Origin of the sequence: Marispirochaeta aestuarii (genome assembly GCF_002087085.1) — a bacterium.
GTDB lineage: Bacteria > Spirochaetota > Spirochaetia > JC444 > Marispirochaetaceae > Marispirochaeta > Marispirochaeta aestuarii.
This window is the reverse complement of record NZ_MWQY01000028.1, coordinates 1-18,897: the sequence shown is the minus strand read 5'-3', so window position 1 is coordinate 18,897 and position 18,897 is coordinate 1. Positions and strand designations below refer to the sequence as shown.

Annotated in this window: 15 protein-coding genes; 9 read left to right on the top strand and 6 right to left on the bottom strand. The window is 50.5% G+C overall.

Annotated features, from left to right (window positions below; all coding sequences use genetic code 11):
• Position 1: 1 nt before the first annotated feature.
• Entirely contained in the window at positions 2 to 1,708 is a 1,707-nt protein-coding gene (locus B4O97_RS17670) for a proline--tRNA ligase (protein WP_233143113.1), read from the bottom strand.
• 136 nt (positions 1,709 to 1,844) lie between these two features.
• Here B4O97_RS17670 and B4O97_RS17665 point away from each other — a divergent pair, with 136 nt between their 5' ends.
• The 5 genes from B4O97_RS17665 (at position 1,845) to B4O97_RS17645 (ending at position 7,879) form a co-directional block, all read left to right on the top strand.
• The gene (locus B4O97_RS17665) at positions 1,845 to 2,384 is read left to right on the top strand and encodes a DUF2147 domain-containing protein (protein WP_083052842.1); all 540 of its coding nucleotides are present in this window, start codon (positions 1,845 to 1,847) and stop codon (positions 2,382 to 2,384) included.
• A 14-nt stretch (positions 2,385 to 2,398) separates the two neighbouring features.
• Positions 2,399 to 4,480, top strand: a complete 2,082-nt coding sequence (locus B4O97_RS17660; RefSeq protein WP_083052841.1) for a methyl-accepting chemotaxis protein — start codon at positions 2,399 to 2,401, stop codon at positions 4,478 to 4,480.
• 267 nt (positions 4,481 to 4,747) lie between these two features.
• Entirely contained in the window at positions 4,748 to 6,058 is a 1,311-nt protein-coding gene (gene kamA, locus B4O97_RS17655) for a lysine 2,3-aminomutase (protein WP_083052840.1), read from the top strand.
• Entirely contained in the window at positions 6,058 to 6,915 is an 858-nt protein-coding gene (ablB, locus tag B4O97_RS17650; RefSeq protein WP_083052839.1) for a putative beta-lysine N-acetyltransferase, read from the top strand. The genes kamA and ablB overlap by 1 nt, the downstream gene beginning before the upstream one ends.
• Before the next feature lie 37 nt (positions 6,916 to 6,952).
• On the top strand, positions 6,953 to 7,879 hold the full coding sequence (locus B4O97_RS17645) for a 2-oxo acid dehydrogenase subunit E2 (protein WP_083052838.1): 927 nt from the start codon (positions 6,953 to 6,955) through the stop codon (positions 7,877 to 7,879).
• On the opposite strand, the gene B4O97_RS17640 is transcribed toward B4O97_RS17645, so the two are convergent.
• The 4 genes from B4O97_RS17640 to B4O97_RS17625 all read right to left on the bottom strand — a co-directional run bounded on the left by B4O97_RS17640 (position 7,876) and on the right by B4O97_RS17625 (position 11,439).
• The gene (locus B4O97_RS17640; RefSeq protein ID WP_083052837.1) at positions 7,876 to 8,892 is read right to left on the bottom strand and encodes a zinc-binding alcohol dehydrogenase family protein; all 1,017 of its coding nucleotides are present in this window, start codon (positions 8,890 to 8,892) and stop codon (positions 7,876 to 7,878) included. The two genes, B4O97_RS17645 and B4O97_RS17640, sit on opposite strands and share 4 nt — an antisense overlap.
• Positions 8,893 to 8,922: 30 nt before the next feature.
• Positions 8,923 to 9,720 carry a family 1 encapsulin nanocompartment shell protein gene (locus tag B4O97_RS17635; RefSeq protein WP_083052836.1) on the bottom strand — a complete coding sequence of 266 codons (798 nt, stop codon included), beginning with the start codon at positions 9,718 to 9,720 and terminating at the stop codon, positions 8,923 to 8,925.
• Between the two features lie 17 nt (positions 9,721 to 9,737).
• Complete coding sequence (locus B4O97_RS17630) at positions 9,738 to 10,103, bottom strand: ferritin family protein (protein WP_083052835.1); 366 nt, start codon at positions 10,101 to 10,103, stop codon at positions 9,738 to 9,740.
• A 154-nt stretch (positions 10,104 to 10,257) separates the two neighbouring features.
• The gene (locus tag B4O97_RS17625) at positions 10,258 to 11,439 is read right to left on the bottom strand and encodes an MFS transporter (protein WP_083052834.1); all 1,182 of its coding nucleotides are present in this window, start codon (positions 11,437 to 11,439) and stop codon (positions 10,258 to 10,260) included.
• A gap of 96 nt (positions 11,440 to 11,535) precedes the next feature.
• Between B4O97_RS17625 and B4O97_RS17620 the strand changes: the two genes are divergently transcribed.
• The 3 genes from B4O97_RS17620 to B4O97_RS17610 all read left to right on the top strand — a co-directional run bounded on the left by B4O97_RS17620 (position 11,536) and on the right by B4O97_RS17610 (position 16,496).
• Positions 11,536 to 12,618: a DUF362 domain-containing protein gene (locus B4O97_RS17620; protein ID WP_083052833.1), complete on the top strand. Its 1,083-nt coding sequence runs from the start codon at positions 11,536 to 11,538 to the stop codon at positions 12,616 to 12,618.
• A gap of 186 nt (positions 12,619 to 12,804) precedes the next feature.
• Positions 12,805 to 15,039, top strand: a complete 2,235-nt coding sequence (locus B4O97_RS17615; protein WP_083052832.1) for a methyl-accepting chemotaxis protein — start codon at positions 12,805 to 12,807, stop codon at positions 15,037 to 15,039.
• Between the two features lie 248 nt (positions 15,040 to 15,287).
• Positions 15,288 to 16,496 carry a sensor histidine kinase gene (locus B4O97_RS17610; protein WP_083052831.1) on the top strand — a complete coding sequence of 403 codons (1,209 nt, stop codon included), beginning with the start codon at positions 15,288 to 15,290 and terminating at the stop codon, positions 16,494 to 16,496.
• Between the two features lie 778 nt (positions 16,497 to 17,274).
• Here B4O97_RS17610 and B4O97_RS17600 read toward each other — a convergent pair.
• Positions 17,275 to 18,459 (bottom strand): IS256 family transposase, encoded by a 1,185-nt coding sequence (locus B4O97_RS17600; RefSeq protein ID WP_083052829.1) that lies wholly within the window; start codon positions 18,457 to 18,459, stop codon positions 17,275 to 17,277.
• A 77-nt stretch (positions 18,460 to 18,536) separates the two neighbouring features.
• Between B4O97_RS17600 and B4O97_RS17595 the strand changes: the two genes are divergently transcribed.
• Entirely contained in the window at positions 18,537 to 18,884 is a 348-nt protein-coding gene (locus tag B4O97_RS17595; RefSeq protein ID WP_083052828.1) for a PAS domain-containing protein, read from the top strand.
• Positions 18,885 to 18,897 lie beyond the last annotated feature (13 nt).

Here is an 18,897-nt window from a genome sequence, read left to right as displayed (position 1 = left end):
ACTAACCGAAAACAGCCTCCCTGGCGGCGGTTACCACCTCCGCCAGGGGGACCCGGTAGTTGTCACCATTACCGCGGCGGGAGAACTCCACCTCACCGTCCTTGAGGGCCTTGTTGCCCAGGGTTATGCGAAGGGGCATTCCCAGGAGGTCGGCGTCGTTGAATTTTACCCCCGCAGTCTCCTTGCGGTCGTCGAGGATGACCTCCAGCCCGCCTTCAATCAGATCGGCGTAGATTTTCTCCGCCTCCTCGCTGGTTTTCAGCAGATTAACTATATGCACGTGGAAGGGAGCTACGGAAGCAGGCAGCTTGAGCCCCTTGTCGTCGTTGTACTCCTCCGCCAGGCATGCCAGAAGACGGCCCACGCCGATACCGTAGGACCCCATGACCACAGGCTGTGCCCTGCCGTTTTCATCCTGGAAGGTACAGCCCATGCTTTCCGAATAGCGGGTTCCCAGCTGAAAGATGTTTCCGACCTCCACGCCCCGTTTGGCTTCGAGCTTCTTGCCGCATTTGGGACAGGCCATTCCGTCCCGGGCAGAGGCAATATCGGCGATGGTGCCGCTGTAATCCCGGCCGAAATTGGTATTCAGCAGGTGGTAGCCGTCCCTGTTCGCGCCGCCTACGAGGTTGTTGGAGCCTGCGGCGGAATCGTCGACAATTATCATGCAGTCCCTGATTCCCACCGGTGAGGCATACCCCGGTACCAGCCCGCAGGCGCGGATCTCTTCTTCGTGGGCGGGCCTGAGGCTCAGGGCTCCGCTGGCTTTCTGAAGTTTCGCTTCCTCGATCTCCATGTCTCCCCGGATTATGGCGAGGATAAGCTTTTCCCGGGTCTCCTCTTCGTTCTTCTCGTCAACGAAGCGTCCCATCACCATGACCGCTTTGGCGGTTTTACGGGTGGGGATATTCAGAAAATTCGCCAGTTCTTCGATGGTGGCGCAGTTCGGGGTTTCCACCTCTTCCAGAGCCGCCAGGTCCTCCGGGTAAAGCTGTTTATGAACCTCCGCGACCTGGCGGTTGGCGCTGTAATCACAGTCGCTGCAGAGGATGAGGGTGTCCTCGCCGATGGGATTCAGGTACATGTACTCATGACTCACCTTTCCTCCCATCATGCCGGTATCGGAGGCTACCGCGATAACAGGAAGGCCACAGCGCTTGAAAATACGGAAGTAGGCGTGATAATGGGCGTCATACTGCTTTTCCAGGCCTGCATAGTCCCGGTCAAAGCTGTAGCTGTCCTTCATGGTGAACTCCCGCACCCGGATCAGTCCCGCCCGGGGACGGGGATCGTCCCGCCATTTGGTCTGAATATGGTACACCATGCAGGGAAGCTGCCGATAGGTCTGAATCTCGTCCCGCATTATATCCGTTACCGCCTCTTCATGTGTCATGGCCAGGACCATGTCACGGTCATTGCGGTCCTTGAAGCGGGAAAGCTCCGCATCGATGGTAAACCAGCGGCCGGTCTCCTTCCAGATTTCCGCGGGATTCACCACGGGCATCAGCATCTCGAGACCGCCTATGGCGTTCATCTCGTCCCGGATTATCTGTTCTATCTTTCGCAGACTGCGAAACGCAAGAGGCAGGGCGGTATAGATACCCGCAGCGCTCTGGCGGATATACCCGGCCCTGAGCAGATACTCGTGCCCTTTGGATTCAGTCTTGCCCGGGGTCTCCCGGAGGGTCCGCGAAAACAGCTTTGTCATTCTCATGGTCGTAAAACTATCAGGGCTCACAAATCAGGTCAAGTCGAGGAAAAAATTTGCGAAAAAGGGCAAAATTAACAATACTATCAAAAGGCAGTACTTTGTGTTACATACACATCTGTTTTGAGGAGTAAAAATGAGAAAATATAGTATCTTGAGTACAATTATCCTGCTGCTTCTGATAGCCGCACCGCTCTTCGCGGAAAAAGATGTTACGGGTTTCTGGAAAACCATCGACGACGAAACCGGTCTGCCGAAGTCGGTAGTTGCGGTCTACACCCACAACGACATGCTCTATGGACGGGTAGTGCTGATCTATGGCGATGACGGCAGGACTGTGGAAGACCATATCTATCAGCAGACAAAGCGCAGCCCCTACCTGAAGGGAAATCCTCCTTTCGCCGGACTGGATATATTCTGGGACCTGGAATACAACAGCCGGAAAGATGAGTGGACAGGGGGCAGAATAATGGATCCAGGAGATGATGAGGGCAAGGAACCCAAGGTCTACGGAGCAGCCATCTGGAAAGAGGGAAGCGACCTGATTGTACGGGGAAAAATCGCCTTTCTCGGTAGAAACCAGACCTGGAAAACCTTCTCTCCCGGGGATTTTCCCGCAGGATTCAAGGTCCCGGATTACCGGAAGTTCAGCCCCAGTATTCCGGAAAAGGAGTAAAAGGAGTAGTAGAGGTGAAGTTGAAACTGCGCGAAAAGGTAATGATTCCGGCGCTGCTGGTCATGATTCTAGGACTGACGGCCCTGACGGTGATCTCATACCTGCGTTCCGCCCAGATCATCGAGGACGTTCACCACAACGAAACGATACAGCTTACCCAGGTGATGGCGAGTCAGACCAATGAATGGGTTTCAGACCGGGTAAAAAACGTCCAGGCCGTGGCAGCTGCTCCCATAATGTCCGAGGTTCTCAGACCAGGGAGTAATTCAGGACTGACCGGGGCTGCCAACACCTACCTTAAGGAGGTCAAGGATTCCTATACGATCTTCTCCACAGTCGGTCTCCTGGACAGAAACGGCATAGCCCGGGCCAACAACAATCCGGCCCAGGTCGGGGTACTGAACCTGAGTACCCGGGCTCATTTCAGGCAGGCCATGCAGGGCCGGCCGGCGATTTCCAATATCATCATCAGCCAGATAAACGGAGAACCGATCTTTGTCGTGGCCGCCCCGGTGTATGATGACGGAGAAGTTGTCGGAGTTGCCCATGCTTCGGTGGAACTGGCCCGGTTTACAGAACACTTTGTCGATACCGTAAAGCTTGGAGAAACCGGCTACGGATACATGATAGACTCGGAAGGTACAGTAATCGCCCACCCAATAAAAGAAAACATCATGCAGCTCAACATTGCCGGGGAGGATTTCGGAGCGACCATGCTTGCCGAACGCAACGGACTCGTGGATTATCCCTGGGAGGGAGAGCGGATCATCGCCGCCTTTCATGAAGTCCCCGTAACCGGCTGGATCTTCGCCACCCGGGTCGAGCACGCCGAATTGTTCCAGGACCTTGTTGCAATGAGAATCATGAATATCGTGACCGCGGTAATTGTCCTGTTTGCCATGGCGACTCTCCTGCTTGTTTCCATACGCTCCATAACCAGGCGCGTCGGCGCCACGGCCGCCGGCCTGCGGGACATTTCGGAAGGAGAAGGCGACCTTACCCGGAGACTGGTGACGACGGGAGGAGACGAGATCGACCTGCTTTCTCATTACATGAACGTAACCTTCGAAAAGCTGACGGGTCTGGTAAAATCCATACAACATGAAACCTCCTCCCTGCAGGAGTCCGGGGTGAACCTTGCCTCCAACATGACCGAGACAGCTTCTGCGATGAATCAGATTACCGCCAATATAGAGAGCATCAAGGAACGTATCGTCAACCAGTCCGCCAGCGTCGAAGAGACCCGTGCCACGGTTTCCACCATTGCACTGGGCATCAAATCCCTGGACGAGAGTCTGTCGGAACAGGCCTCGGAAGTAACCGAGTCATCCGCGTCCATAGAGGAGATGGTGGCCAACATAAAATCCGTTACCGAGAGCCTTGAACGCAACACCGCGTCCATGAAGGAGCTGCAGGACGCCTCTGAAGCCGGCCGCCGGGGCATGGAGGAGCTTGCACAGATTTCCCGCACCGTTATGGCCCACTCGGAGGGACTGGAAGAGGCGAGCGAAATGATTCAGAAGATCTCTTCCCAGACCAACCTGCTGGCCATGAATGCCGCCATCGAGGCCGCCCACGCCGGAGAATTCGGCAAGGGTTTTGCCGTTGTGGCGGATGAAATACGAAAACTGGCGGAGGAAGCGGGCAGTCAGGGTACAGCCATCGGCAGCGCCCTTACGACCCTGAAGGACTCGATCGACCATATCGGAACCTCCCTGGCCCAGGCCAGACAGCGTTTCGACCGGCAGTATGAACTGAGTAAGCTTGTTTCCGAACAGGAAGCTCTTATCAAGAGCGCCATGAACGAACAGGTTGTCGGGAGCAGACAGGTCCTGGACGCCCTGGCGGAAATTCAGGAGATCTCCCGCAAAGTGGCGGATTCCTCCGGTGAAATGAGCGCCGGCAGTTCCGAGGTTATCAACGAGATGACCCGCCTGGCCCAGATAAGCGAGGAGATAAGCCAGAGTATCAATGAAATGGCCAGTGGAGCGGTACAGATAAATCAGTCGGTGGTACATATTTCCGACCTGACCCAGCAGAACAATCGCAGCATCGAGATCCTCTCCAGGGAAGTCGGGAAATTAAAAACCGAATAGACATATTCTGCCGGAAGAGGAAAATTTTCAGGCTCCCCGGTTGCCGAAAAGCGACCGGGGAGCTTTTTATTCCCCGGGACGAGACCTGTCATCATTATTATTTTGTACACTAAGTTTGTTGACAAGGCATGGAAATAGGTATATCCTGTACTCAGATGCCCGAGATCACATCCTTATTAATATTTGATTACAATCAAACAATTTCCTTACCATACTTATAATCTCTACTTTTTTAACAAAGAATAAACCCAAAGGAGCTGTAATTATATGCTTACTGTACAACAGAAAAATATCGCCGAGAAGATAGAGAATAATGCAAACCGGAGACTCTGGCGGGACTGGAAATGGCAGCTGAAACACTCTATTCAGGATATCCAGACCTTTGAGCGTCTTACGGGAATACAGTTCACCGAGATGGAGCGCCTGGAAATCCAGGAAACCCTGGCACGCTTTCCCCTGTCCATTACCCCCTACTACCTGTCCCTGATTGAAACCGGTGATTATAAAAACGACCCGATCTTCAAGCAGTCCTTTCCTTCGGTGAACGAACTCACCATCCAGAAATGCGAGACCGCGGACCCCCTGCACGAGGACCATGACAGCCCGGCCCCGGGAATTACCCACAGATACCCCGACCGGGTCCTGTTTCATATTAGCAATGTCTGCTCCATGTACTGCCGGCACTGCACACGAAAGCGCAAGGTGGGAGACAAGGATTTTATTCCCGACAGAGAGACCCTTATGCAGGGTGTGGAATATATACGCAATACTCCCCAGATCCGGGATGTTCTCCTGTCCGGAGGGGATCCCCTGATGCTCTCCGATGATTACCTGGAATGGATACTGAAAGAGATCAGTTGCATCGCCCATGTGGAGGTCATCCGCATCGGCAGCCGCATGCCCGTGGTGCTGCCCTACCGGATTACCGACAAACTGGTTGAGATGCTGAAAAAGTATCATCCCGTCTGGTTGAATACCCACTTCAACCACCCCCGGGAGCTCACCGATTCATCCCGGGAGGCCCTGAAAAAGCTCGCCGACGCCGGTATTCCCCTGGGAAACCAGTCGGTACTGCTGCGGGACGTCAACGACTGCCCCCGGATAATGCGCAGCCTGGTCCACAAGCTGGTGGCCAACCGGGTGCGCCCCTATTACCTGTATCAGTGCGACCTTTCGGAAGGACTGTCGCATTTCCGCACCCCCGTCGGGAAGGGAGTGGAGATACTCGAAAGCCTGATAGGCCACACCAGCGGTTTTTCAGTACCCACCTACGTCATAGATGCACCGGGAGGAGGGGGCAAGATTCCCATCATGCCCAATTACCTGATTTCCTGGTCCGCCAACAAGGTGGTCCTGAGAAACTACGAGGGGGTAATCAGCGTCTACCACGAACCGGAGGCATATCCGGCCACCTACTGCGACCGGCAGTGTGACGGCTGCCATCTGCAGCTCAAGCTGGATGACGCCATAGAAACCCAGGCTATCGGTATAGAGCAGCTGCTTGCCGACTGGGACGAGGTATCATCCCTGATACCCGCCGACAATGCCAGATTAGAACGAAGAGAGGAGGAAGAATAATGGCACAGAATACAATAAAACACGATCGAATCGAGACATTGGGATCCAGCAGGATCCAGCACGGACCGTACAACAACCGGCTCTATTTAATGGAGCTCGCCGAGGAAGACTACCCCGGCATAGTCGAAAAGATCGACAAGATATGTACCGAAAAGTCCTACGCCAAATCCTTTGTGATTGTACCGGAGCACTGCGGGTCCGCTTTTACGGACAACGGATACCGGGAGGAGGCACGGATACCGGGATTCTTTGACGGGACCGAGGACGGCCTCTTTATGGGGAAATTCTTCGATGAAGAACGGGATGCTCCTCCGAAAAAGAAGGTGGAACAGTTTCGCCGGGTAATGAGCTTCTACCGGCCGATTCTCCCCGGACGACTGGGAAGAAATCTTCAGTTCAGCAGAATGAAGGAGGCTGATATCCCGGAAATGGCCAGGCTCTACGGCGAGATTTTTCCGGATTACCCTTTTCCCATCGATGATCCCGATTTTCTCATGGAGAACATGGGCACCAAGACCCTCTACTACGGTATCCGGGACGGGAAAAAACTGATTGCCCTGGCCTCCGCCGAGATCAACCACAGTGCCGGAGCCGCCGAAATGACCGATTTCGCCGTCCTTCCCAAATACCGGGGTCAGCGCCTGGGAGTCAAGCTGCTGCGGGTACTTGAGCAGGCGGCCATACAGAAGGGGCTTCCCACGGCCTATACAATCGCCCGCCTCGATTCCATGGGTATGAATACCGTTTTCAAGCGTTCCGGCTACAAGTATGCCGGTACCCTGGTGAAAAATACCCGCATCTCCACAGGCATCGAGTCGATGAATGTCTGGTACAAAAGATTGATATCGAAAACATAGTACCCCCCTTTACTGCATTCCATGATATTATTTTCCCATGGGAACGCGAAAACGATATGACGGAGTCCTCATAAGAGGGCTCCCGTCCTTCCGGATAATCAATCCCTTTGTTATGCGGAAACGGAACGAGTCGGCCATCTACTTTTCCCAGACCCTTGAGGTGGAGAGCACCAGGGAGTTCCTCAAACGGCGGAACCGTTCGAGGGGACCGGAAGAGCGGATATCCCTTTTTCATGTTCTTCTGGCGGCGGCGGTCAGGACCATATCCCTCCGTCCCCAGCTGAACCGTTTCGTCTCCGGACAGAGGATCTACCAGCGCAACCGGCTGCAGATCTCCTTTATCGTAAAGAAGGATATGGGAGACGACGGGCCGGAAACCAATGCCAAGATAAGCTTTTCTCCCTTCGATACCCTGGAGGATGTACGCCGCAGGGTCAACCGGGACGTCACCGAAGCCCGGGACTGGGAGGGCAATATCAGCGATCACGAAGTGGATTTTTTTGCGAAGATGCCCAGGTTTATCGTTAACGGCGTTGTCAAGATATTCCGATTTCTCGACTACTTCGGTATAGCTCCGAAGGGAATGATCGAGATAGATCCCCTGTATACCAGCCTGTATGTGGCAAACCTTGGAAGTGTGGGACTGGATGCGGCGTATCATCACCTGTACGAATGGGGAAACGCCTCGGTATTCATGGTAATCGGCCGCATGCACAGGGCCCTTGTTCTTGACGATAAGGGCAAGCCCGTTACCAGGCTGGTAATCAGGATCAAATATACCATGGACGACCGCATATCAGAGGGTGTCTACGCGGCAAAGGCACTTCAGCTGTTCAAAAGCTTTGTGCAGAACCCGGAGCTCCTGGAGGAGGCTCCGGATCTGGATGAGAGAATCCTCGGGGAACTGGCTCTACTGCCGATGGAACGGGAAGAGTACGAGCCGGCGTCGCAAGGGCGGCGTTAAAACTCCAGGAGTACCTTTAACAGGGCCCCACCGTTTTTATCGAGCTCAGTCAAAGCCTCGGCAGCCCGCTGAAAAGGATAGACCTTCGAGATGACCTTCTCAACATCGATCTTCCCCGCCTGAACAAGATCGATAAGAGTCATGAACTCCTCCTTCAGGGCATTCCGGGAGCCGTATACATTCAGCTCCTTTTTCTGGATTAGCGTAAAATCAAAGTCCAGATGCTGTCTGCTTATGCCGATCAGGACGACCCGTCCGCCAAAGGCCGCCGCATCGATGCAGAACTGAAAGGTAGCCGCCAGGCCCACCGCTTCAATGGCGACATCGAAGCCGTTCCCGCCGGTAATGTTTTCAACCGCGTCAGCAAGGGCATGTTCACTGTCGTTCAGAACAGTCCCGTTCACCCCGAGGGTTTCGGCATACTTGAGTCTTTCCGGGGCAATGTCGCTTATATAAACCTCCGCCCCGAAGTACCTGGCCGATAGAGCAGCCAGTATGCCTATGGTTCCGGAACCTATAACCAGCACCTTCTCCCCGGGCTTGATGGATGCCCTCCGGGCACCATGAAAACTGATGCACAGGGGTTCGATGAGGGCAAGGGTTTTGGCGGGGAGCCCTTTGCCGTGGTAGATCCGATCCACGGGCATGACGAAATACTCTCCGTATGCGCCGTCCCTTTGAGCCCCCATGGTCTCATTGTGCATGCAGCAGTTGACAAGTCCCCTCTGACAGGAGTAGCAGCTGCCGCAGTTCATGTAGGGGTTGGCGGTAACAATCATTCCCTCCTCGAGCCCAAGGTCATTCTCGCCGATTTGTACGATCTCGGCGGAAAACTCGTGTCCGGGAATTCTGGGATAGGAACCGTAGGCGAATTTTCCCCGATAAATACTCAAATCGGTACCGCAGATACCTCCATAGAGCATCTTCAGGAGGGCTTCACCCTTCTTCGGTTCCGGCAGCTCATTTTCCTTGATTTCAACCTCATAGGGCCCTTTGATGGAAATATATTTCATGTCGACTCCCGGGTTATTCGCTGCACGGTTTTACAGGGAAAAGCAGACCAGGGCTTCCGGTGTCAGAATCCGGAAGGTGAAGGACTCGGTAAAGAAGAGGGAAACATCCCGGGCCGTGTGGTTGTGGTATCCCACGGAGATATCCTGTCCAAGAATCAGTTCGGCATCTCCGCCCCTGTTGGCGTAAAGCAGCGCCCCGTCCAGTTGCTCCGAACGGATAACCGAACCCTCGATCTGTCGCTCAACCAGTTTCTTCAGGGATCCCCCCGGGCTTACGCGGTTCAGGAATTTCCAGAGGTCGGGGCTTACAATAAGATCAGCCCCCCCTTCGACACCTGCGGCCTGCATCCGTTCCTGGGCCTCCGCAAGGGAATCGATGACCGAATCATTGTTCATCTTGATAGGTACAGTTTCTCCCGAGGCGGCTTCCTTTAAGCCGGTAATTCCGCCGGCCTTCAGGCCGTTGTATATAGCGTTCTCTTCGAAAGCAGCCATCTTTGCGGCGGCTGCAACAAGGGAATCCATTTCGATGTCCCTGGCACCCCGTTCAATATTATCCAGTTCCCAGATGTTGAGGGTAAACCCAATCCGGGCTTCCACCAGGGGCTGGACTTTGTAGGTACCGTATCCCAGGTCTCCATCCTTCGAGTCCTGAACCAGCTCCAGCCGTCCCAGGTCGACACTTGTAAAGCTCAGTCCATGGGGACCGGAAACATCGACAAAGCGCCGGGCGGACAGATTGGCTGTCAGGGTTTCCCTGGCAAGGGTATCAATCTCTTCCCAGGCGGCATCAGTTATGGGGGCAAGACTGCGTTTAAGAATACTCATACAATTACCTCTTTTCGTTATTTTTTCAGACTGCCGATGCCCAGACCACCGGAAGCATTTCCGCCGCCTTCGGATTTTCCAGCGGCTTTTCCCAGAAACTCCTCCTCCACCTCCTGGGCTCCTTCCCTGTAAAAGTCCATTTCTTTGGGATCCAGTTCCTGCAGCAGGCGCAGAAACTCTCCGGCATGGACCTTTTCTTCATCGGCTATATCGTTCAATACCTTTTTCGCCAGCTCGTTGTCCGTTGAATCGGCAAGCTGCTGATACAGCTGTATTGCCTCGTACTCCGCAGCTACCATAAAGCGAATGGACCTTACAAGCTCATCGGGTGTCAGCTTCCTGTCGTTTGCATTTCCACTGAAGGGATTTCCAAAATCCGGCATATCTTTTTCCTCCTGATAATAGGTCTCCCTACAGTATTGGTGCTAAGGCCTGATTATGTCAACTGCGGTTTTTAGGAATCGTTATGACTTTTAGAGGGTGAAAAAAAAGAGGGTATACCTCTGAAAACGTGGTATTTTCAGAGCAGTCCGGGAATTATCGTACCTGGGTCTTCATAAAGGGTACGAGCACTGCCCCCGTTGCCATAAGTATTCCCGCGAAAACGAATCCTGCGCCGAAGGCCCCCTGCTCAGCCAGGCGCCCGATAAGCGCCGGGATCATCCCGCCTCCGAAGAGATACGCAAGGGGAATGGTCAGGGAAACGGGAAGGTTTCGCTGACGGGAACCGCTGACCCCCGACATGGCGATAAACCCCGCCGGAAAGAATGCGCACACCAGCATGGGCTGAAGATACACCGCGGCGATCAGGGGAACCCCGGTTGCAATACCGAGGACGGCGGTGACCGTCCCGCAGCTCAGCAGCACGGCCGCAATTACCCGCTTGTATCCGAAACGGTCGGCCAGGTAGCCGGAGGTAAAGATCATCAGGAGGGCGGTCAGACGGGACGTACCGACCATGGAGTTCACGAAAGCCCGGTCAATCCCCTTCTCCACAATCAGATAACTGGGAAGCATGGAGTATATTCCGGCCTCGGCTCCCAGGGCCAGAATAAAAAAGAAGGCGATAATCCAGAAATCCCGCTGCCGGATGATGAGGGCCAGTTCGGACCAGAGGGGCGGAGTACCATGAAAGCTTCCTCCCCTTCCAAACCGGGCATAGATAATACCGGAACTGATGGTCACCGTCCCCAGAATAAGCAGAAAGCTGCGCCAGTCGGCGAAACGGAGGGCCAACTCAGCGAAAAACGGCGCAGAAGCGAAGCCCAGGATCGGCCCCACCTCGTGAAAGGCGATCCCCATACCCCGCTGACGGGCAGGGACTATCTCGGTGATCGTTACGACGCCGGAAGGAAGATAGAGCCCCGAGGCCGCACCCAGAAAAAAGAGCCCCAGCCGGAAGAGAGCGGGATCCTTTGCCATGGAGAGCAGATACAGGGCGGAGCCGGAAAGACACGCCGCAAGGGCTATGTTCACATGGTGGGTGATGAATTTGAGAATAAAACCGGACAGGAGCATGCTGGTCATCAGGCCTGCGGAAATTACCAGAAAAAGCCCGCCCCCTTCAGCATGGGACAGTCCCATCTCCTCCTGGACTGTCAAAAGCAGGGGTGAGAGGATGGCACGGGCGACAAAGGTCATGAAAAACACGTTTACCACCAGCAGGGTGGAACCCAGAGGAAAGCGGGTGGGAACAGCGGGGGATTGGCCGGTACTCATAACGAAGCAGATAATAGGACAATTCCAGGGGAAAGAACAGCCCCCGGTGGACGGAAAAAAGCATCCTCTGTACACTGGAAGCAAGGAGTTACAGCTATGCGGGAAAACGAGATTCTACACTGGTTCGGCACCGATCCCTTCGAAGCGGGCCGGGAACTGATACGCCAGTCCCGGCAGTGGCAGAACTGGGACAGGGAAGAGCTGATCGGCCTCAAGCCCAATCTGGTGGTGGCCAAAAAGGCCTCCTCCGGTGCGACGACCCATCCAGCCTTTGTGGCGGGGGTAATCTCCTTTTTACAGGAACAGGGCTTCCGCCGTCTCCAGATTCTGGAGGGATCCTGGGTGGGAGACAGCACCCGGCGGGCCTTCAAGGTCTGCGGATATACAAAACTATCCGAAAAATACGGTGTTCCCCTGGTGGACCTGCAGAAGGACTCCTCCGTTGAAATGGAGGCCAGCAGGGGCGAATACCGGATCTGCAGCTCCATCCTTCAGCTGGACCGGCTGATCAATATGCCCGTCCTGAAGGGCCACTGTCAGACCCTGCTGACCTGCGCCCTGAAAAACATGAAGGGCTGTATTCCCGACAGCGAAAAGCGCCGCTACCACAGAATGGGGCTTCACCAGCCCATTGCGGACCTTAACGAGATAATCCGGGCAGACCTGATCCTGGTGGACGGCCTTGAAGGAGACCCCGACTACGAGGAGGGAGGAAACCCCGTCCCCATGAACATCTTTTTTGCCGGGATCGATCCGGTTCTCATCGACTCCTACGCCGCAGGGCTCCTGGGGCTTCAGCCGGAGGAGGTGGCCTATATTGGTAAGGCGGCTGAGCTGGGAATCGGGAGCCTCCTTTCCGACGATACGGGGCTCCGCTACCTGAACAAGGGAGAAGCGGTGGAAGGAATCCAGCGCAGCGTACCCGCCTGGCGCCTCAAGGAGCACATAAACGAGAAAGGCGCCTGCAGCGCCTGCTACGCCTCCCTCATGCGGGCCCTCTCCTTCCTGGAAAAGGAGGATAATCTGCCGCACAGCCCGGTTCACATCGGCCAGGGCTACCGGGATACACGGGTCTCCGGAATCGGTGTCGGCATCTGCCTCAAGGGAGCCGATTCCTTTGCAAAGGGCTGCCCCCCGGAACCTGACGAGATCTACCGCTTTTTAAAGAACGGGGCATGAACGAATGGTTAGTAGGTAATTTGATTTCCCCAGCGAAGATACAGACAAGAAACGATATCATGTTTACCTGTTTCAGGCAAAGAATCTCGGAAGTTATTTCCGATTTAACAGTGCAGAGGATCTTGCGTTAAATATGTACACCGATTATACTGCTGCAGATCATAATGATTATTATTAAGGATTAATATGGTATTCGTACAGCATAAAGCGGGACAACGCAGGTCATTCTGGAATCTGAGAAACAAGCTTACCATCCTTCTTTCCCTATCCGTAATAGTTGTGTTTACACTGACCGCGACTGTAATGACGACCCTGGTATATAACAACGACAAAAAAAGCGCCCTGTTATACATGGAATCCCTCGCAGCAGAGAAAGCTAATATCGCCAAACTTGAAATGGAAACTGCTCTGGAAACCGCCAGAACCCTCGCGAGCGTATTCTCCACCTGGGAAAATATTCCGGTTGAAGAAAGGCGAACGTTGTTTTCGGGAATACTTAAAACGGTTGTCGAAAAGAACGAAGACTTTCAAGGGGCATGGACCTGCTGGGAAGAAAACACCCTGGACGCAAGCGACTCATTCTACAAAGGATTACCAGGCTACGACGAAACGGGGCGTTTTATACCGTACTGGTACAGATCCGATTCCGGTAGAATTGAATATGAGCCACTGACGGGGTACACACAGCCGGGAGAGGGGAACTACTACCTGGTCCCGCTAAACAACAAAAAAGAAGCCGCCGCGGAACCCTACATATATGAGCTTAAAGGAAAGCCGAGATGGCTGACGAGTCTTTCCGTACCGATATACGATAATGCCAATCGAGTTGCAGGTATTGTGGGGATTAATCTCTCCCTCGATCATCTTCAATCTCATCTGTCCGACCTTGTCTTTTTCGACACTGGCTTCGGACGCCTTGTCTCAGCAGAAGGGCTTGTGGTAACACATCCCGATCGCGATCGGATAGGTAAAATTATTGGTGAGTTTGTTAAGGATACAGGTCAGGCGCTGATTAATTCCATCAAAGGGGGAGAGGCTACTTCCGGTGAAGCCTGGTCCGAATCACTTGAATCAATGACAACAAAAACTAACGTACCTTTTTCCATTGGTCGAACTGAGACAAACTGGTTTTACGGAACAGTCGTACCTTCGCATGAACTCTACGCAAACGCTCTCGGGTTCGCAAAAATAATAATATCGATCTTTATATCCGGAACCTTCCTGTTTATTCTAATACTTCTGTTTGTAAGCACATCCATCACTGTTCCTCTTCGTCGGGCAGTGACTGCACTTCAGGACATATCTGAAGGAGAAGGAGATCTTACCCGGCGGCTCAACAGCCGGAGTAAAGATGAAATAGGTCAACTATCCAGATATTTTAATCTGACCATATCCTCAATAGCCGAGATGGTCGGCGCATTCAGGCGGGAAACAATCGCGATGAATGAGATCGGGTCAGAACTTTCATCAAGCATGATTCAAACCGCAGCGTCTATCACCCAGATCGCTGCCAATGTTAACGGCGTGAAAAGCCAGACTGCACTACAATCCGACAGGGTAAGCGAAGCACATGAAACCTTTAAACTGATTGCTGAAAGCATTGCCAATCTCAACTCCCTGATTGAAGAACAATCTGCAAACGTTATTGAATCGTCTTCATCAATAGAAGAGATGGTCGCGAACATTACATCCGTCACAGGTATTCTGGAGAAAAACGATCGTTCAGTCTCCGAACTTAAGGATGCCGCAGAAAACGGCAAATACGAAATGGATGGTGTAGCCTCGCTGATACAGAAAATTGAAAACAATTCGGAAACCCTTATAGAAGCCGGCGAAATAATTCAGAATATTGCCAACCAGACAAACCTTCTTTCTATGAATGCTGCGATTGAAGCCGCTCACGCCGGAGAAGCAGGTAAAGGATTCGCAGTTGTAGCAGACGAGATCCGTAAACTCTCAGAGCAGTCTGATCAACAGGGGAAAGCAATAATCCGTATGCTAAATTCCGTTAAAGAATCTATAGAGATGGTAAGTCAGACGTCTATGGAAGCGCAAAGAAAGTTCGAGAAAGTTGTCGATTTAACTGATATTGTACATGATCAGGAATCAGTAATAATGAGGGCGATGGCTGAACAGAATACAGGAGGAACCCAGATTCTCGAGGCTATTGAACAGATCAACGAAATAACTTCTAACGTCAAGGAGGCCTCCAATTATATCAGGGAGGGGGTAACAGGTGTGGGAGAAAAATTACAAATTCTTGATAACATTGCTGATCAGATAGCTTCAAGCATGATTGAGATGGCAAGCGGATCGGAGCAGATAAACAAAGCAGTTAATCATGTTAACGACATAAGCCGTACCAACAAGGAGAGCATTGAAACTCTTCGCAAAAAAATCGATCGATTCAAACTGGAATAGCTATCTGTCGATTAACCAGGTAGATCTTCTTCAAAAAATAATATGCCATTACTTTCCCAATCTCATTCCGTACATCGTAATCGCGATGCAGTAATGTTTATTGCCCCTGTAGAACACAAGAGAAAAAAAGCGTCCCATTTTTGAAAATCAGAGAAATATACAGAAAAAAGATAATAGATACATTAGATAAAATGTGTTAAAATTAATCTCTGTGTATAAAACGCACGGTTTTATGCTGGGAGGCAAAAGTGAAATTAGGTAGTATCTGGAATGATCTGGCGCGAAATGTCTTTTCCTCTTATGCGGATATTGACGAAATTGACAAGCGACGAATTGAAGCCTGTTTGTCGCTGGCATTAGTATTTTTTCTAACGACAATAATTTACATGTCCTTTTCTCTTGCAAGAGCAGATTTTATGGTTTTACCTGTTACAAGTTTATGGGCAGGGATTTCATTAGGGTCATTCCTTCTGATACTTAAGGGTAAGTATGACGCGGGGGTTTTATTGGAGGTCACTGTATTGGGAATACTATTGCAGTGCAGGATGATCCTCTTTCCTGGTATCAACGAACATCTTCCCTATGATGCTGATCTATTCTTAACGATTTTGGTGTTTTTTGCATTTCTGTCTGGACTTACTGTACGATGGATTGTTTTACTCCATAGCTATGCACTCGTTTCATTGATCAATGTTATAACGTTCTCCTTTCTGTACTATCAGAAGGATCTCCTTGTATCTCTAGCATTATCCACTACTTTCTTCCATATCTTTCCAATGGGAATCGCATATCTCCTGCATTTCAACATAAAACGGCTTCAGAGATTAAGCCAGCTCGATAAATTGTTGCTCAAGGAATCTAATCATCGCATTAAGAATAATTTGATCATCCTCAGCTCGATCATCAACCTTGAAAAAAAACATGACAATAGTCCCCAAAATCATATTCTTGACGATCTGAGAGCGAAGGTTGATGCAATCATGTATCTTCATGAGGCACTGTATACTGAAGGTGCCTATAGATTTGTCGAGCTATCGTACTATTTTGACAATCTATTCCAAAATACCATGCGGATAGAACCTGAGGTTACAATTAATTCTACCGTTGAAGGCCTACGCCTGGATACAAAGCCGGCACTGGAAATTGGTTTAGTCCTGGTAGAGCTGATAAATAATAGTCTGAAGCATGCTGTACCAAGAGATTCGAACATTGTTATAAATATTGATGTTTTCTTAAAAAATAGGGACCTTTATATAGTTTATCGAGACAACGGAGAGGCTCTGCATACAATTCATAGCATCGAAGACCTTTCAGCAAGGACAGGTCTTCTCATTATCACCCGGGTGGTAAGTGGACTAGGAGGAACTATACAGGTGGATAGTAACTATGGATTAAAGTTCACAATTGTATTGCCAATAGAGCATAATTTATATTACGGGGATCTTAATCCCTATTGAGATCAATACGTTTCTAATGCGCAAGATAGTGACATAGTTCAATCTCCCGTGGTAGATTCCGGTTGTCTTCACCGTTTAGGATGGGTCAGAGATGAATACGGGAACACAGTTCATACATTTGTATCTCCGTTTTTACGGCCACCGTCTGGTCTTTTGTGTAGATCAATAAACCTGTTGTATTCAGATGAATCTTATCCGATAAAATTGAATTCTACTGCCGGAGCAAGAATATACAGAAAATCGCAGAACCTATTCATCAACCCACTTTGATTTTACAAATTTCTTCTTACCCGGTCCGATTCGGGTGACGATACTAGGATAAAACGGAAGTATCGATAGGTAACTCTCAGAACAAGATGAATTAAGTCAGACGGAGATGGATGGTGATTTGTTTAATAGATACCGTAGATAAATATAAGAAAATACTATTTGTAATATTTTCTACTCTCTATCTGGTTGGAATTTTCCTCATTATACAAATAGATGTTTTTTCTCCTGCTCATATGTTGTTTATAGCAATCCCTTCAGTTCTGTTTGCATTTCTCTATACTCTCGCAGGTTTAATCATTGGGTTTGTATCGATACTAATTGTATTTCCGACAATTGCTGACAAGTATATGATTGTGGTAACCGCCAATCCATTTTTTTTACTATCCATCAGTATTGCGCTCAATTGTTCCATTGCCTATATAATAGGTTCATTTAAGGACCTACTGATAAAAAAGGTAGTGTCAATAATCTTGCGCAAATTCTTTATGCCTCAATCTGAAGAATTTACTTATGAGACTTGCTCCTCTTGATCGAAATCAATCATCAGGTCCATATTCAAATATTTCCGTTCACTCCAGGTTGAGCCTGAGATGTGACGCAGCCGGGCCGCGACCAGCATCAGGGCAGATTCTCCATCCGGAAATGAACCTATTACTCTGGTCCTCCTTCTGATCTCTCGCATGATTCTCTCAAGACCATTATTAGTCCTGATACGCTTCCAGTGCTCCACCGGGAAATGATAATACGAAAAGGTCTCGATGGATCCTTCCCGAACCAAAGCAGCTGCTTTATGAAGTTTCATGTCTGTCAGCTTCTGGACAATGAGGTCCTTTTTCCGTACAGCCTCTTCTTTATTTTCCTGGGCGTGGATAGCCTTCAGCATTGTCGCGACTTCTTTCACTTTGCCATGAGGAACAAAGCTGAAGACATTCCGGTAGAAGTGCACAACACAGCGCTGCCAACGTGCCTCGGGATAAAACTCTGGTATCGACTCAACCAGACCTAGGGATTTGTCAGAGATGAACATGTCAACAGTCTCCAGGCCTCGCTCCTTGAGATACCGCAGGAACCGTTGCCAGCTGTCCTTATCCTCCTTGGTTCCTTCAGCAACCCCGATAATCTCCCGGAATCCCTCCTCATTGACTCCTATTGCAACCAGAACAGAGACATTGCGTACTTCACCAGCCCAGGAACGCTTCATCCAGATTCCGTCGAGATACACATAAGAGTAATGACTCTTGAGTGGCATCTTTCGCCATTTCTCGATCTCCTCGTATATTTTCTTGTTAAGATTACTGATCGTTCCCGGTGACACCTTTGCTCCCCAGAGTGCTTCCGTGATGTCTTCGACTCTCCGTACTGACACTCCTGCTAAGTACATTTCCACCATCGCTTCCTCAACGGAAATCTCTCGGCGCTTGTAACGTTCAATGATGGCTGTTTCGAAGGTGACCTTTTTTAGCTTCGGCATCTGAAGGGTAACTTCGCCGGCTTTGGTCAACAGTTTTCGGTCATAATGGCCGGCACGATATCCCTTCCGTTCAGCGCTTCTCTCATGCTTCTGGGCATTGAGCAATTGCTCAGCTTCAGCATCTAACATAGCATTCAACGTCTCTTCGACTGTTTCCCGTACAAATTCTCCCAAATGATTTTTGACTTCTTCCTCATTTATCTCGATAATCTTACTGTTCATATAGTCCTCTTTCTGACTTGGTTTTGGTGGTACTTAATCAATCGTCAGATTGAGGACTTTTTTTATCTCAATTCAATTTGCGCAAGTTATTGTACGTTATCATAAAAAATAAGCAAACTCTCAAAATAATTGAGCAATCAAAGGCGAAATATCAGAAAGTTGTAGATAATATGAAAGAAGGTATGATAATCCTTAATTCAAAGGGAAAAGTCGTTTTTATCAATCAATCTGCTTCTAAAATTCTAGGTATTCCTATCAATAAGATTGGTTTTTATATTTTTGATATTGTCGACGATGAAAATACATTATTGCTAAAAAGTGAATTATCAAAACGGAATGCCGGACGCACATCAGAATATAGGATTGAATACAAGCATCCCGAATTAGCCCGCATTTCTCACAAACCAGCGAGGACCCTGCATTAAATCAGTATCAGAC